Source organism: Nocardioides sp. S-1144, assembly GCF_005954645.2.
GTDB lineage: Bacteria > Actinomycetota > Actinomycetes > Propionibacteriales > Nocardioidaceae > Nocardioides > Nocardioides dongxiaopingii.
Map to the genome: position 1 here is coordinate 3,632,543 of NZ_CP040695.2, position 15,396 is coordinate 3,647,938.

The window sequence follows — 15,396 nt, forward strand, 5'->3', positions numbered from 1 at the left end:
GTCAGGCACCTTCCCGCGTGCGCACGGTGCGCTTCTCGATCGGCTTGTCGGCCGCCTGCTCCGGGGTCAGCACGACGACGCGCTGCACGAACACGCCGGGCGTGTGGATGGTGTCGGGGTCGAGCTCGCCGGGCTCGACGAGGTGCTCGACCTCGGCGAGGGTGACCCGGCCGCACATGGCGGCGAGCGGGTTGAAGTTGCGCGCCGACCGGCGGTAGACGAGGTTGCCGTGCCGGTCGCCCTTCCAGGCGCGCACCAGGCCGAAGTCGGCGGTGATGCCCTCCTCCAGCACGAACTCGCGCGGCTCGCCGTCGACGTCGAAGACCCGGGTCTCCTTGGGGGGCGAGGCGAGCGTCACGTTGCCCTCGGAGTCGTAGCGCCACGGCAGCCCGCCCTCGGCGACCTGCGTGCCGCCGCCGGTGGCGGTGAAGAACGCCGCGATCCCGCTGCCGCCGGCGCGCATCCGCTCGGCGAGCGTGCCCTGCGGGGTCAGCTCGACCTCGAGCTCGCCGGAGAGGTACTGCCGGGCGAACTCCTTGTTCTCCCCCACGTAGGAGGCCACCATCCGCCGCAGCCGTCCGGCCGCGAGCAGCCGCCCGAGCCCCTTGTCGTCGACGCCGGCGTTGTTGGAGAACGCCTCGAGGTCGCCGACGCCGGCCGCGAGCAGCGCGTCGATGAGGGTCGACGGCACGCCGCACAACCCGAAGCCGCCGACCGCGATGGTCGATCCCGATCCGATGTCGGCGACCGCGTCGGCCGCCGAGCCCACCACCTTGTCCATGCCCCGACCTCACCCGAGCCGGACGCCGTCGTCAACCGCGCACGGCCGCGGGAGCGGGATCAGTCACCCAGCGAACCGCGGTGGACGCTAGCGTTCACCAGGTGGACACCCCCGTCAGCGTCGTCGGGCGCGTCGGCGCGACCCTGCGCGAGGTCGCCGCCCACGAGCCGGACGGCGCGACGACGTCCGAGCTGGCCCGCGGCACCGGGCTGGCCCGCCCGACGGTGCACCGGCTGCTGACGTCGCTGCTGGCCGAGGGGCTGCTCGACCGCGACGGCGACACCGGGCGCTGGCTGCTCGGCCCCGAGCTGTACCTGCTCGGCGGCGCGGCGCGGGCCCGCTACGACGTCACCGCGCTCGCCCGGCCCGTCGTCCGGCGGCTGTCGGTGGCGACCGGTGAGAGTGCCTTCCTCTCCGCCCGGCGCGGCGACGAGACGATCTGCCTGGTCCGCGAGGACGGCAGCTTCCCGATCCGGTCGCACGTGCTGCACGAGGGCATCCGGTTCCCGCTCGGCGTCGCCTCGGCCGGGCTGGTGATCCTGGCCCACCTCCCGGACGCCGAGGCCCGCGACTACCTCGCCCGCACCGACCTGACGGTGGAGCACGGCCCGGGACACTCCGCGCGGGCGCTGCGCGCGCGAGTCAGCGCCACCCGCGAGACCGGGTACGCCGTCAACCCGGGCCTCCTCGTCGAGGGCAGCTGGGGCATGGGCGCGGCCGTCTTCGACCGCGACGGGCGCCCGCAGTGGGCGCTGAGCCTGACCGGCATCGAGCAGCGCTTCGGCGAGGTCCGCCGCCGCGAGCTCGGCGAGCTGCTGCTGCGCGCCGCCCACGACCTGTCACGGGCGCTGCGCGACCGGTCGTGACCGGCCGGTCTCGACTCGCGGTGACTCCGTCCCCGCGGCTCGACCACCGGACGCCGCCGCAGCTCGGCGAGCTGCTGCTGCGCGCCGCCCACGACCTGTCACGGGCGCTGCGCGACCGGTCGTGACCGGCCGGTCTCGACTCGCGGTGACTCCGTCCCCGCGGCTCGACCACCGGACGCCCCCGCGAGCTCGGCGAGCTGCTGCTGCGCGCCGCCCACGACCTGTCGCGGGCGCTGCGCGACCGGTCGTGACCGGCCGGTCTCGACTCGCGGTGACTCCGTCCCCGCGGCTCGACCACCGGACGCCCCCGCGAGCTCGGCGAGCTGTGCTGCGCGCCGCCCACGACCTGTCGCGGGCGCTGCGCGACCGGTCGTGACCGGCCGGTCTCGACTCGCGGTGACTCCGTCCCCGCGGCTCGACCACCGGCCGCCCCCGCGAGCTCGGCGAGCTGCTGCTGCGCGCCGCCCACGACCTGTCGCGGGCGCTGCGCGACCGGTCGTGACCGGCCGGTCTCGACTCGCGGTGACTCCCTCCCCGCGGCTCGACCACCGGACGCCCCCGCAACTCGGCGAGCTGCTGCTGCGCGCCGCCCACGACCTGTCGCGGTCGCTCCGCGACCGGTCGTGACCGGCCGGTCTCGACTCGCGGCGACTCCGTCCCCGCGGCTCGACCACCGGACGCCCCCGCTGGTCGAGCCGGCGAGCGTCAGCGAGCCGAGTCGAGACCACCGGGCCACCCCCGTAGGTCGAGCCGGCGGGTGCTAGACGTCGACGCCGAACTCGAGGGCGATGCCGTGCAGGCCGGAGGCGTAGCCCTGGCCGACCGCGCGGAACTTCCACTCGCCGTCGCGGCGGTAGACCTCGCCGAAGATCATCGCGGTCTCGACCGAGGCGTCCTCGGAGAGGTCGTAGCGGGCGATCTCGCGGTGCTCGGCGGCGTCGACCAGGCGGATGAAGGCGTTGTGGACCTGGCCGAAGCTCTGCCGGCGGGCGTCGGCGTCGTAGATCGAGACCGGGAAGACGATCCGGTCGACCTCGGCGGCCATCCGCGCGAGGTCGACCTCGATCACCTCGTCGTCGCCGTCGCCCTCGCCGGTGAGGTTGTCGCCGGTGTGGCGCACCGTGCCGTCGGGCGAGGCGAGGTTGTTGAAGAACACGAAGTGCTGGTCGGAGAGCACCCGGCCCGAGGAGCCGCACATGATCGCCGAGGCGTCGAGGTCGTAGCCCGGCCCGGAGCCGTCGGCGACGTCCCAGCCGAGGCCGACGCTGATCGTCGACAGCTCGGCGACCTCCTTGGTCAGCGACACGTTGCCGCCCTTGCGCAGGCTCACCACCCGCCCCGGCCCACCGGCGGGCGCCGGGGCGGATGAGCTGGCCGGCGGCGGGGCCGGCGGTGGGGGCGGGGCGAGGATCGGGACGACGTCGGCGTCCTCGACCACGCCGAGCACCGGCGAGCCCTCGAAGTCGGGGCGGACCGCTCCACCGACGAGCGGCGCCCAGCGCGCGTGGGCGGCGTTCGTGGCCTGCTCGCCGCGGTTGAAGGCCGCCATCATCGCGTGCGACTCCCGGTTCAGCGCTTCGGTGACCCGGGTGGCGCCGGCCGGTGCGTCGCTCCACACCGAGCAGGCGGCGCCGTGCGGGCCGGCGACGGCGGTCAGCCGCAGCGACCCGTCGGTCGTGGCGACGCCGCCGCCGTGGGGCGTCGGGCGCAGGTCGGTGCGTCGGAGGTCGAGCAGTCCGAGGACGTGGTCGACCAGGGCGTCGGGGGGCGCCTGCTGGGTGAACCAGGTGATGTTGTCGCTGGCCAGGTCGGCACGGTAGGCACCGCGGGGGTCGGTCACGCCGCTCATGCTCGGACCCTACCCAGGCCGATCACAGGTGACGCTCGAAGAACCGGTCGGTGCGCCGGATGGAGTCCTCCCAGCGGCTGTAGAACGTGTGGTCCTCCCCGTCGTACAGCTCGAGGGTGGCGTCGACGCCGGCGCGGGTCATCAGCCGCTGGGTGTCGCGGGCCCACCGCGGCGGGCAGGTCGCGTCGACCGCGCCGTGCAGCGACAGCACCGGCTCGGTGATCCGGTCGAAGTAGGTGCGCGGGGAGAGCCCGTCGTAGAACTCCGGCGCGCTGCGCGGTGTCCCGAACTGGTCGTGGTAGCCCTGCGCCGCCTCGGGCCGGTTGGGCTCGGTGAACTGGCGGACATTCTCGACGAAGTCCGAGCTCACCGACGCGTAGACCACCGCGGCGTCGACGAGGCCCGGGTAGGCGACGAGCACGTTCTGGGTGACCCCGCCGCCCATCGACCGGCCGAGCATGCCGACCCGCTCGCCGTCGACGTAGGGCTGCTGCCGCAGCGCCCGGACGGCGTTCGCGGCGTCGCGCGCGTAGCCGAGCCGGGACTCGAGGTCGACCTGGGGGACGTCGTCGGACGTCGCGTGGCCGCGGTAGTCGGTGTGCAGGACGACGTAGCCGGCCTGGACCAGCCACAGCTGCTCGCGGGCCAGGCCCTGGCCGGTCTCGTAGTAGGCGGGGTCGATGTAGCCGTGGTTGAGCACGATCGCCGGGAACGGGCCGCGCCCGGTCGGGCGGAAGAGCTCACCGGAGATCGTGAGGTCGTCGCTGCGGTAGGTGATCTCCTGCTGGGTGTAGCCCGGCTGCTCGGTGACCGTGCGGGTGACCCGCAGGCCGCGGCCGGTCAGCGGCTCGCGCATCAGCGCCGGCAGCGACAGCTCGTTCGTGACCGGTGGCAGCGGGTCCTCGGCGGGCTCGGCCGGCGCGGTCGGCGTGGTCGGCGTGGTCGGCGCCGACGGCTCGGCGGCCTCGGACGGCTCGGACGGGCCCGACTCGCTGGGCGACGGCGCCGCCGGCGAGGACGACGTCGGTCCGGCATCGGGCTCCTCGTCGCCCGCCGAGCAGCCGACGAGGGTCAGGGACGCGACGAGCAGCAACGAGAAGGTGCGGCGCATGCTGCGACGCTACGGGCACCATGGGAGGCGTGGACCGTACCGACCGTGCCCTCGAGGCCTCGATCCTCGCGCTGCTCGACGCCCGCGACCACGGCAGGACGATCTGCCCGTCGGAGGCGGCGCGGGCCGTGGCCGCCGACCTAGGCCGCGACGACTGGCGCGCCCTGATGGACGCCGCCCGCCGCGCCGCCGGCCGGCTGGTCACGGCCGGCCGGGTCGTCGTCACCCAGCGCGGCGAGCCCGTCGACCCGCTGACGGCGTCCGGGCCGATCCGGGTCGGCCACGCTCGCTGAGCACTCGTCAAGACCCGTCCGGGCCATGGCCACGGGACCGGCCGCGGGATCGAATGTCCGGGACCCGGACCATCCGCTCCCACCCCCAGGACACCCCATGCCCGTCACCGCCGGCCGCTACGCCGCTGTCACCTCGACCCTCGCTCTCGTCGTCGCCCTGGGCGGCACCGGTTACGCCGCCACCAAGATCGGGACGAAGGACATCAAGAACAACGCGGTGACGACCTCGAAGGTCAAGAACGACACGCTCACCGGCCAGGACGTCCGGGAGAGCGCACTCGGAACGGTCCCAGGTGCGGCGAGGGTGAACGGACAGAGCGTGACCAAGGTCCGCTACAAGGTGCCGCCGTCCACGCCCGCCCGGGTCATCTACAACCAGGGCGGGCTCTCGCTCACCGCGACCTGTTCCGCCGTCTACGACACCCGGCTGGTCGCCCGCACGACCCGCTCCGGCGGCTTCATCTCGACCTTCGTGTTCGGCGACTCCAGCCCACTCCCGGACGACCCGATCGAGGACGACATCGAGGACGCGGCCTTCGACCCGAGCGACACCTTCGACCTCATCCCCGCCGCGGCGAACGCCAACGTCAACCTGGTGCTGTTCGACTACGTCGGCGACGACGGCACCGTGGTGTCCGGCCGGCTCGTCGCCGACGAGACCAACAACTGTCAGCTCCACGGGCACGTCGTCGCCGGCTGACCGCTCCGGCCTCTCAGCGGCGCAGGACCCGCCACACCAGCAGCACCGCGACCAGCCCGGCGAGGCCCTGCTTCCAGTAGCTCCTCGCCAGCACCGGGAGCACCGCCGCCCCGAGGTTGAGCGCGTCGTCGTCCGGCGGCCGGTTCGGGACGGCGCGCGGCGGCGGTACCGCCCGCGGCGCGGGGGCCGGTGCCGCCGGTTGGGCCGCGGGCTGGGGAGCGGCCGCCGCGGCGTCCGCGATCGGGGTGGGCTCGAGGTCGGGCGCGAACGTCGTCGGCGTCGCCTCGAGCTCGGACGCCGGCTCGGACGCCGGCTCGGGCGCGGGCGGGTCCGGCTCCGGCTCGGGCGGCGCCGTGAGGCGCTGCTCGAGGCAGGCCACGAACTGGCCGAGCAGCTTGTCGGAGACGTCCTGCATGACGCCGCGCCCGAACTGGGCCGGCTTGCCGGTGATCGCGAGGTCGGTGACCACCTCGACGTCGGTGGCCGGCCCGCTCGCGCCGGCGTGCTCGACCATCGACAGCGCCACCTTCGCCCCGGCGGTGCCGTTGCCGCGCTTGTCCTTGCCCTTGGCGTCGACCAGGAACCGGTGCGCGGCGTCGTCCTTCTCGACGAAGGTGCCGGAGCCGTTGTAGACCAGCGCGATCGGGCCGAGCTTGACCTTGACCGAGCCGGCGAAGGTGGCGCCGTCGGCCGAGGTGACCTGGGCACCCGGGAAGCACTCGGCGAGCGCTGCGATGTCCTGGAAGGCCGCCCACGTCTCCTCGACGCCGATCGGGACGGTGAACCGGTGGGTGAGGTCCATCGGCGTCCCCTCAGCCCCCGGCCGCGGCGAGCACCGCGCGCCGGGTCAGCACCGTCGACAGGTGCCGCCGGTAGTCGGCGGCGCCGTTGAGGTCGGACGGCGGGTTGGCGCCGTCGGCCGCGTGCGCGGCGGCCGCGCGGACGGCGTCGTCGGTGACGGGCTGCCCCGCGAGCGCGTCCTCGACGGTGCGGGCCCGCAGCGGCGTGTTGCCCATGTTGGTGAGCCCGATCCGCGCCTCCGCGATGGTGGCGCCGTCGACCCGCACGGCCGCGGCCACCGCCACGATCGGCCACTGGTGCGCCACCCGCACGAACTTCTCGTAGTGCGCGCCCCACCCGGTGTGCTTGGGCACCCGGACCTCGGTGAGGATCTCGTCCTCGCCGATCGCGGTCTCGAAGAGGTCGACGAAGAACTCCTCGGCCGGGACCGTGCGGCTGCCGCCGGGTCCCGCGATCACGAACTCGGCGCCGAGGGCGAGCGTGGGAGCCCCCAGGTCCCCGGCCGGGTCGGCGTGGGCGAGGGCGCCGCCGAAGGTGCCGCGGTGCCGGATCTGGGCGTCGGCGAGGTGCTCGACCGCCTTGCTGATCAGCGCCGCGTGCTCGGCGACCAGCGGGTCGGACCCGACCACCGCGTGCGGCGTCATCGCCCCGATGACGATCGCGTCGCCGTCGTCGCGGACGCCGCGCAGCGAGGCGATCTTGCCGAGGTCGATGACGACCTCGGGGGCGTTGAGACGCATCCGCAGCACCGGCAGCAGGCTCTGCCCACCGGCGATGATCTTCGCGTCGTCGCCGTGCTCGGCGAGGGCCGCCAGCGCGTCCTCGACGGACGTCGGCGCCAGGTAGTCGAACTGCGCGGGGATCATGAGCCCGCTCCTTCCGTGCTGCTCGGGCCGGGTTCGGCGTCGGGGTCGAAGTGCGGCATCGCCGCCTCCTGCGTCGCGGGTCCGCCGTCGTGGCCGTGGCCGGGTGCGTTGATCGCCATCCAGACCCGCTCGGGCGTGCACGGCATCTGGACGTCGGTCACGCCGAGGTGCCGCACGGCGTCGACGACGGCGTTCACCACGGCCGGGGTCGAGGCGATCGTGCCGGCCTCGCCCACGCCCTTGGTGCCGAGCGAGTTGGTCGTCGCCGGCGTCGTGGTGTGGTCGATCTCGAAGCTGAGCGTGTCGGCCGCCGTCGGGAGCAGGTAGTCGACGAACGACCCGGACACCAGGGTGCCGGCGTCGTCGTGGACCGCCTCCTCCCACAGCGCCTGCGCGATGCCCTGCACCAGGCCGCCGTGCATCTGCCCGGCCACGATCAGCGGGTTGACGATGTTGCCGATGTCGTCGCAGCACACGTACTTGCGGATGTTGACCGCACCGGTCTCGGTGTCGACCTCCATCGCGCACAGGTGCGTGCCGTGGGGGTAGTTGAAGTTCACCGGGTCGAAGGTCGCCTCGGCGTCGATCGACGGCTCGGCCCCGTCGGGCAGGTTGTGCGCGGCGAAGGCCGCCGTGGCGATCTCCGTCAGGCCGATGCCCTGGTCGGTGCCGACGACCTGGAATCGCCCCTCGTGGAACTTCAGGTCGTCCTCGCTGGCCTCCAGGAGGTGGGCGGCGAACGGGAGCGCCTTCTCGATCACCTTGTCGGCCGCGCGGACCAGCGCCTCGCCGCCGACGACCAGCGACCGCGAGCCGTAGGTGTCGAGACCCTTGTGCGCGATCTGGGTGTCGCCGTGCAGCACCTCGACGTTCTCGAACGGGACGCCGAGCCGGTCGGCGACGATCTGGCTGAACGCCGTCTCGTGGCCCTGCCCGTGCGAGCTCGCGCCGGTGACGACCTCGACCGTGCCGGTGGCCAGCATCCGCACGCTCGCGTGCTCCCAGCCGCCGGCGCCGTAGTCGAGCGAGCCCAGCACCCGGCTCGGCGCGAGGCCGCACATCTCGGTGAACGTCGAGATGCCGAGACCGAGCTGGACGGTGTCGCCGGACTCCCGGCGCCGCTTCTGCTCGGCCCGCAGCTCGTCGTACCCGAACATCTCCATGGCCCGCGCGGTGGCGGCCTCGTAGTTGCCGGAGTCGTACTCGAGGCCGGCCACCGTGGTGAAGGGGAACTCCTCGTGGGTGATCCAGTTCTGCTGGCGGATCTGCATCGGGTCGACCCCGACCTCGGCGGCCAGCTCGTCCATCATCCGCTCGACGCCGAAGGTCGCCTCGGGCCGGCCGGCGCCGCGGTAGGCGTCGGTCCACGTGGTGTTGGTGAGCACCGTCTGGCAGTTGAACTGGTAGGCGGGGAACTTGTAGATCGCGTTGAACATGAACGCGCCGAGCACCGGGACGCCGCCGCCGACGATGGCGACGTAGGCGCCGAGGTCGGCGAGGAGCTCGACCTTGAAGCCGGTGACGGTGCCGTCCTTCTCGGCCGACATGGTCAGCTTCTGCCACTGGTCGCGACCGTGGTGGCCGCTGACGAGGCTCTCGCTGCGGGTCTCGGTGTACTTGACCGGCTTGCCGAGCCGCCGTCCGACGGCGAAGGCGATCATCTCCTCCGGCGTCTGCTGCAGCTTGCCGCCGAACCCGCCGCCGACGTCGGGCGCGATCACCCGGATCTTCGACTCGGGGACGCCGGTCGTCGCGGCCAGCGCGAAGCGCAGGATGTGCGGGATCTGGGTGGCCGACCAGATGGTGATCTGCTCGCCGGTGGGGTCCACGACCACCGAGCGCGGCTCCATGAACGCCGGGATGAGCCGCTGCTGGCGGTACTCGCGCTCGATGACGACGCCGTCGGTGCGCGCCTTGGCGATGGCCTCGTCGACGTTGCCGCCGGTGCCGGCCTCCTCGGAGTCGAAGCGCCAGAACGCCGACTTGTTGGTGCCGAGGTCGGGGTGGGCCAGCACCTCGTCCTTGATGGCGTTCTTGAGCCCCACGACGGCGGGCAGCTCCTCGTAGTCGACGTCGACCAGCTCGGCGGCGTCGCGCGCCTCGGCGGCGGTCCGCGCCACGACGACCGCGACGATCTCGCCGGCGAAGGCGACCCGGTCGCTGGGCATCGGCAGGTGCGTGGGCGTGACCTGCTCCGGCGTGATCGGCCAGGCGTTGATGCAGGCGCCCTGCGTCTCGCCGAGGTCGGCGCCGGTGAGCACGGCCACGACGTTGGTGGACGCCGTCGCCTCGGCGGTGTCGATGCCGTTGATCCGGGCGTGCGCGAAGGGGCTGCGGACCATCGCGAGGTGCAGCATCCCGGGGAGGGTGATGTTGTCGGTCCACCGGGTGCGACCGGTGATGAGGCGCTGGTCCTCCTTGCGCCGGCGGTCGCGGCCGATCTCCTTCTGCGCCTCGGGGGCGTCCTGGACGGCGGTCACGAGCTGACCCCCTCGGACCGGCCCTGCGCCGCCGCGTGCTGCACGGCCTTGACGATGTTGTGGTAGCCGGTGCAGCGGCACAGGTTGCCCTCGAGCCCGAGCCGGATCTCCTCCTCGGACGGGTCCGGGTTCTCGGCCAGCAGCGCCGTCGTCTGCATGATCATCCCCGGGGTGCAGAAGCCGCACTGCAGGCCGTGGCACTCGCGGAAGGCCTCCTGCACCGGGTGCAGCTCGCCGCCGTCGTGCGTGGCGGCGAGGCCCTCGATGGTGGTGACCTGGGCCCCGTCGGCCTGCACCGCGAGCACGTTGCACGACTTCACGCTGGTGCCGTCGAGGTGCACGGTGCACGCGCCGCAGTTGCTGGTGTCGCACCCGATGACGGTGCCGGTCTTGCCGAGCTTCTCCCGCAGGTACTGCACCAGCAGCATCCGCGGTTCGACGTCGTCGGCCACCTTGGCGCCGTCGACGGTGAGGTTGATCCGGGTCATGTCTCTCCCTTGGCACGAGGACGCTGCGCGCAGCTGCGCGTGACCCACGTCACGCTAGGCGGGGAGGGTTGGCCGGGGGTTGGCGAGCGCGTCGGGCCGGCGCCGGGGGCCCGGCCACGTTTGCGGGTCCGTGCGCCGGAGACAGTCGGCACATGACCTACCTCCTCGTCGCGTCGTGGACCCTGGTCGCGGTGCTGGCCGCGATCGCCCTCACCGGGTCGCGCCGCTGGCACCGCAACGTCACCGCCTGGACCCGCCCCGGGGCGGCGGAGCCGGCCCCGGAGGGCCACACCCTGCTCGACGTGCGCAACTGGGCCGCGCTGGTCGTCGTGGGCGGCTTCCTGCTGGTCGTCACCCTCGACCACGTGCGGTTGAGCGAGGAGGAGCTGGAGGAGGCGACCGACCTCGCCGTCGGCCTGGCCTCCGGCCCGGGGGTCACGGCGCAGCGGATCGCCGCCGAGGCCGCCGTCCTGCTCGACCGCGACCTGGAGGCCGTCGACGTGAGCGACGAGGTCGACCCGGAGGGCGAGGACTCGAACACCTGGTACGAGGTCCGCCCGGCGCGCGACTCCGACTCCGACGACCTCCTCGAGCCGGTCGTGTGCGTGCAGCTCTACTCCGACACGGCGAGCGCGAACGCCGGGCCGTGCCTCGACTGACCCGTCGTGGACCGGCCGGCGTCAGTGGGCGGCGGCCAGCCGCGCCTTGAGCAGCGGCTTGGCCCGGTGTGCGCTCTCGCCCAGGACGGCGAGGCAGTGCTCGACCACGGCGGTGTCGTAGGGCGAGCGCTCGGCGTAGGTGAGCACGGCGTCCGGGTCGGGCTCGGCCAGCAGCGCCTCGCGGACGGCGACGGCGACGTACTCCCCCAGCTCGGCCAGCGCGGGCGAGTTGGTGCCGGGCAGGAGGTCGCCGCCGTAGCACTCGACGGCCTCGGCGACCCGTCCGCGACGCAGCAGCCCGAGCACGTGGTCGACGTCGGTGTCGATCGGCATCAGCAGCTTGTAGGGGCGCGAGGAGAGCTGGCCGCCGAGGGCGGCGCGCAGGTGGGACACCTCGGCCTTGAGGGTCGAGAACGTGACCGCCTGGTCGCCGTACACCAGGGCGTGGAGCTGCTCGAGGCTGAGCCCGCCGGGGTGCAGCGCGAGCAGCGCGAGCACCTCGGTCTGCCGGCGGTTGAGCAGCAGCCGCTGGCCGTCGAGGCGCACCTCGGCGGTGCCGAGGAGGGTGAGCACGAGGCCCGGGTCGCCGGTGTCGTCGAGCGCGCGGGCCGAGGGGTGGTGGCTGGAGTGCGGCAGCGCGGTCTCGATCAGCCGGGCCATCACCCGTGCCGTCGCCAGGCCGATGGGGTGGGTGCGGTCCCAGGTCGTCGACAGGTCGAGGACGCCGAGCTGGCGGCCGCTGACGGGGTCGTGGACCGGCGCGGCCCAGCAGACCCAGTTGTGCACGATCGAGGCGTAGTGCTCGGCGCTGAAGACCATCGACGGCGCGTCGGTGCGGTTGGCCAGGTCGAGGGCGTTGGTGCCGATCGACTCGTCGTCCCAGCGCCCGCCGGGGACGAAGTTGACCGTCTCGGCCTTGCGGCGCATCACCCGGCCGCCGTAGGTCCACAGGATGCGGGTGTCGGCGTCGGTGACGGCGAGCACGAGGTCGCCGTCCTGGGCGGTGCGGCGCAGCTCCTCCTCGACCCGCTCGACCGCGACCTGCAGCGGCGAGTCGCGCCAGATCGCGGCGGTCTCGGACTCGTCGGCCAGCGGCGCCGCCGTCAGCTCGCTGTCGATCGCGGCGCCGGAGCGCGCCCAGCTGGTGAGGATCTCGGGCCGCACGAGGGGTGCCACCTGGTCGCCGTGCTCGACGAACGTCGTCCACGCGTGGTGGCACTCTCGCTTGCGGGCGTCCAGCTCCGACTGCATGTCGTGCACGGTACAACGCCGCGTGTGACCGGGGTCACCCCTCGACCCAGGCCGGCGGGCGGGTCAGCCGTGGATGCGACCCTCCCGCGTCGCCAGCGGCTGCCCGCTGCCACCCCAGCGGCCGGCGATGAACTCCGCGGCGATGCTGATCGCGGTCTCCTCGGGGGTCCGGGCGCCGAGGTCGAGGCCGATCGGGCTGGACAGTCCGGCCAGCTCGGCCTCGGTGAGCCCGGCCTCGCGCAGCCGGGCCATCCGGTCGTCGTGGGTGCGCCGGGAGCCCATCGCGCCGACGTAGGCCACCTCGGGCAGCCGCAGCGCCACCTCGAGCAGGGGGACGTCGAACTTCGGGTCGTGGGTCAGCACGGTCACCACCGTCCGGCCGTCGACGGCGCCGGCCTCCTGCTCGGCCGCGAGGTAGCGGTGCGGCCAGTCGACGACGACCCGGTCGGCGTCCGGGAAGCGGCTGGCGGTGGCGAAGACCGGACGCGCGTCGCAGACCGTCACGTCGTAGCCGAGGAAGGCCCCGACCCGGGCCACCGCGGCGGCGAAGTCGATCGCGCCGAACACGAGCAGGCGCGGCTTGGGCGCGAAGGCCCACACGAACACCCGCATCCCCTCGCCGCGGCGCTCGCCGTCGGGCCCGTAGGTGAGCGTCGCGTTCGCCCCCTGCGCCAGCAACCCCAGGGCGTCGTCGCCCACGGCGTCCGTGGCGCGGTCGGACCAGAGGGGCGAGGACGCCGGCGACTCCGTTCCCGGGCGGACGACGAGCCGGGTGCCGAGCCGGGCGGGGTCGGGGTGCTCGATGACGGTGGCGAGGGCGACCGGTCGGCCGGCCTCCACGTCGGCGGCGATCTCGGCGAGCTCGGGGAAGGTGTCGCGCGAGACCTCCTCGACCCAGACGTCGAGGATGCCGCCGCAGGTCAGCCCGACGGCGAAGGCGTCGTCGTCGGAGACGCCGTAGCGGTGCAGCACCGGCTCGCCGGAGGCCACCACCTCCTGGGCGAGGTCGTAGACGGCGCCCTCGACGCAGCCGCCGCTGACCGAGCCCACGGCGGTGTCGTCGGGACCGACCAGCATCGAGGCGCCGGGCGGCCGCGGGGCCGAGCGGAACGTCGCCACGACGGTGCCGACGCCGACGGTCTCGCCGGCCTCCCACCACCGCAGCAGCTCCGGGAGCACGTCACGCACGGGCCACCACCTCCACCAGCTCCTCGTAGGTCGCGAGCGTGTGCCCGGCGACCAGCGCGTCGACGTGCGGCAGCACCGCCAGGATGCCCTGCTGCACCGGCTCGTAGCCGGTCTTGCCGCGGTGCGGGTTGACCCACACGACGCGGTGCGCCACCGCGCGCAGCCGGCGCACCTGCTCGCCGAGGAGCACGGCGTCGCCGCGCTCCCAGCCGTCGCTGAACACCACGACGACCGCGCCGCGAGCCGTGCCCCGCCGGCCCCAGCGGTCGAGGAAGACCTTCAGCGTCTCGCCCAGGCGGGTGCCGCCGGACCAGTCGGGGACCGCCTCGCCGGCCGCGACCAGGGCGCGCTCGACGTCGTGGGTGCGCAGCGCGCGGGTGAGGTGGGTCAGCCGGGTGCCGACGGTGAACGTCTCGACCCGGCCCCCGCGGACCGCGAGGGCCCGGGTGAGCGTGTGGGCCAGGCGGAGCAGCGCGTCGGCGTAGCCGCTCATCGACCCGGAGACGTCGACGAGCAGCACCACGCGACGCGGGCGCAGCCGGCGGTGCCGCCACTGGATCGGCGCCGGCTCCCCGTGCAGGCGCAGGCTCGCCCGGATCGTGCGCGCGGCGTCGACCTGCCCGCGCCGCCACGGCTCCTGCCGCACGGTGCGGCGCATCGGCGGCCGGGGCCGCAGCGTCGAGAACAGCCCGGCAAGGCGGTGCTTCTCGGCGGCCGTCATCGCCGCGACGTCACGGTGCCGCAGGGTCTCCAGGTCGCTGGCCAGCGCCCGGACGACGTCCTCGCGCTCCTCACCGTCACCGTCGCCGTCCTGCTCGTCGAGGGCGAGGTCGGCGGGCACCGGCTGCTCGCGCGGCGCGGCCGGACGCTCCCGCGGGAGTCCGCTGCGGTGGTCGAAGAACGCCTCGAAGACCTGGTCGTGGCGCAACAGGTCGTCGGGCGAGGAGCAGAGCGTCGCGCGGCCCGCCACGTAGGTCGCCCGTCGGTCCGCGAGCCCCACGGTCGCGACGGCGGCGAGGAAGCCGGCGGCGCGGTCGTGGGTGACCGGGACGCCGGCGGCGCGCAGCGCGCGGGTGAAGGCGAGCAGGACCTCGTCGACCTCGTGGGTGGTTCCCGGCGCGGACGGGGTGCTCATGCCCGCAGCATCTGGTCGAGGGCCTGCTTCACCCGCTCGCCGTCCTCGCGGTACTTGACCAGCGCGCCGAGGGTGCGCGACGCGGTCTCGAGGTCGAGCTCGGTGGTGCCCAGCTGGTGCAGGGCGCGGGCCCAGTCGAGGGTCTCGGCGACGCCGGGCGGCTTCTCGAGGTCGCCGCGCTCGCGCAGCCCCTGGACGACGCCGACGACCTGCTCGGCGAGGGCCGCGGACACCTGGGGTGCCCGGGACCGCACGATCGCCACCTCACGGGCCAGCGCGGGGTGGTCGATCCAGTGGTAGAGGCAGCGCCGCTTGGTGGCGTCGTGCAGCTCGCGGGTCCGGTTGGAGGTGAGGACGACGACCGGGGGCGTCGCCGCGCGGATCGTCCCGAGCTCGGGGATGCTCACCTGGTAGGTCGAGAGCACCTCGAGCAGGAACGCCTCGAACTCGTCGTCGGCGCGGTCGACCTCGTCGACGAGCAGCACCGCCGGGCTCCGCAGCGCGGTCAGCACCGGCCGAGCGAGCAGGAACCGCTCGTCGTACAGCGACTTCTCGGCCTCGGCCAGGCCGCCGTCGGCGTCCGCGTCGCCGCGGCCGACCGCCTCCAGCGCGCGCAGGTGCAGGACCTGGCGCGGGAAGTCCCAGTCGTAGAGCGCCTGCGTCACGTCGATGCCCTCGTAGCACTGCAGCCGCACCAGCGGGACGTCGAGCGCCTCCGCCAGCGCCTCCGCCAGCGCGGTCTTGCCCGTGCCGGGCTCGCCCTCCAGCAGCAGCGGCCGCTGCATCGCGAGCGCGAGGTAGGCGACGGTGGCCAGGTCGTCGTCGCACAGGTAGCCGGTCGCCGCGAGTCGTTCGGCGGTCTCCGCAGTCGACGTCGGGGTCACCGTGCCAGGCTAGTCACCGCCCTGTTGGCGGGAGGTTGGGCGCG

At 74.2% G+C, this 15,396-nt stretch carries 15 protein-coding genes; 4 read left to right on the forward strand and 11 right to left on the reverse strand.

The annotated features are described in order from the left end of the window. Position 1 precedes the first annotated feature (1 nt). Positions 2-781: a CoA transferase subunit A gene (locus FE634_RS17100; RefSeq protein WP_138876575.1), complete on the reverse strand. Its 780-nt coding sequence runs from the start codon at positions 779-781 to the stop codon at positions 2-4. Positions 782-882: 101 nt separating this feature from the next. On the opposite strand from FE634_RS17100, the gene FE634_RS17105 reads away from it, so the two are divergent. Then, on the forward strand, positions 883-1,647 hold the full coding sequence (locus FE634_RS17105) for an IclR family transcriptional regulator (RefSeq protein WP_138876576.1): 765 nt from the start codon (positions 883-885) through the stop codon (positions 1,645-1,647). A gap of 760 nt (positions 1,648-2,407) precedes the next feature. Here FE634_RS17105 and FE634_RS21810 read toward each other — a convergent pair. Together FE634_RS21810 and FE634_RS17115 are read right to left on the reverse strand one after the other, a co-directional pair. After that, positions 2,408-3,496: a TerD family protein gene (locus tag FE634_RS21810; protein ID WP_316043819.1), complete on the reverse strand. Its 1,089-nt coding sequence runs from the start codon at positions 3,494-3,496 to the stop codon at positions 2,408-2,410. 22 nt (positions 3,497-3,518) lie between these two features. After that, positions 3,519-4,607: an alpha/beta hydrolase family protein gene (locus FE634_RS17115; RefSeq protein ID WP_222847606.1), complete on the reverse strand. Its 1,089-nt coding sequence runs from the start codon at positions 4,605-4,607 to the stop codon at positions 3,519-3,521. A gap of 29 nt (positions 4,608-4,636) precedes the next feature. On the opposite strand from FE634_RS17115, the gene FE634_RS17120 reads away from it, so the two are divergent. Next, complete coding sequence (locus tag FE634_RS17120) at positions 4,637-4,900, forward strand: DUF3253 domain-containing protein (protein WP_222847607.1); 264 nt, start codon at positions 4,637-4,639, stop codon at positions 4,898-4,900. Between the two features lie 97 nt (positions 4,901-4,997). After that, positions 4,998-5,600, forward strand: coding sequence for a hypothetical protein (locus tag FE634_RS17125; RefSeq protein WP_138876578.1), 603 nt, complete (start codon positions 4,998-5,000; stop codon positions 5,598-5,600). A 13-nt stretch (positions 5,601-5,613) separates the two neighbouring features. Here the strand turns inward: FE634_RS17125 and FE634_RS17130 are convergent, their stop codons facing one another. From FE634_RS17130 to FE634_RS17145, 4 genes are read right to left on the reverse strand one after another with little or no spacing between them, the layout of a single operon-like run. Continuing rightward, the gene (locus FE634_RS17130) at positions 5,614-6,402 is read right to left on the reverse strand and encodes an SRPBCC family protein (protein WP_138876579.1); all 789 of its coding nucleotides are present in this window, start codon (positions 6,400-6,402) and stop codon (positions 5,614-5,616) included. Positions 6,403-6,412: 10 nt separating this feature from the next. Continuing rightward, entirely contained in the window at positions 6,413-7,267 is an 855-nt protein-coding gene (locus FE634_RS17135) for an FAD binding domain-containing protein (RefSeq protein WP_148240801.1), read from the reverse strand. Then, positions 7,264-9,747, reverse strand: a complete 2,484-nt coding sequence (locus FE634_RS17140; protein WP_148240802.1) for a xanthine dehydrogenase family protein molybdopterin-binding subunit — start codon at positions 9,745-9,747, stop codon at positions 7,264-7,266. The genes FE634_RS17135 and FE634_RS17140 overlap by 4 nt, the downstream gene beginning before the upstream one ends. After that, complete coding sequence (locus FE634_RS17145) at positions 9,744-10,235, reverse strand: (2Fe-2S)-binding protein (protein ID WP_137293608.1); 492 nt, start codon at positions 10,233-10,235, stop codon at positions 9,744-9,746. The genes FE634_RS17140 and FE634_RS17145 overlap by 4 nt, the downstream gene beginning before the upstream one ends. Positions 10,236-10,387: 152 nt before the next feature. Here FE634_RS17145 and FE634_RS17150 point away from each other — a divergent pair, with 152 nt between their 5' ends. Continuing rightward, complete coding sequence (locus tag FE634_RS17150; protein WP_138876580.1) at positions 10,388-10,894, forward strand: hypothetical protein; 507 nt, start codon at positions 10,388-10,390, stop codon at positions 10,892-10,894. 21 nt (positions 10,895-10,915) lie between these two features. On the opposite strand, the gene FE634_RS17155 is transcribed toward FE634_RS17150, so the two are convergent. From FE634_RS17155 to FE634_RS17170, 4 genes are all read right to left on the reverse strand, one after another. Then, entirely contained in the window at positions 10,916-12,145 is a 1,230-nt protein-coding gene (locus tag FE634_RS17155) for a transcriptional regulator (protein ID WP_148240803.1), read from the reverse strand. A 63-nt stretch (positions 12,146-12,208) separates the two neighbouring features. Further along, on the reverse strand, positions 12,209-13,333 hold the full coding sequence (locus FE634_RS17160; protein WP_148240804.1) for an XdhC family protein: 1,125 nt from the start codon (positions 13,331-13,333) through the stop codon (positions 12,209-12,211). Further along, on the reverse strand, positions 13,326-14,468 hold the full coding sequence (locus tag FE634_RS17165; RefSeq protein WP_148240805.1) for a vWA domain-containing protein: 1,143 nt from the start codon (positions 14,466-14,468) through the stop codon (positions 13,326-13,328). The genes FE634_RS17160 and FE634_RS17165 overlap by 8 nt, the downstream gene beginning before the upstream one ends. After that, positions 14,465-15,352 (reverse strand): AAA family ATPase, encoded by an 888-nt coding sequence (locus FE634_RS17170; protein WP_137293613.1) that lies wholly within the window; start codon positions 15,350-15,352, stop codon positions 14,465-14,467. Before FE634_RS17170 ends, FE634_RS17165 begins: the two co-directional genes overlap by 4 nt. Positions 15,353-15,396: the final 44 nt, after the last annotated feature.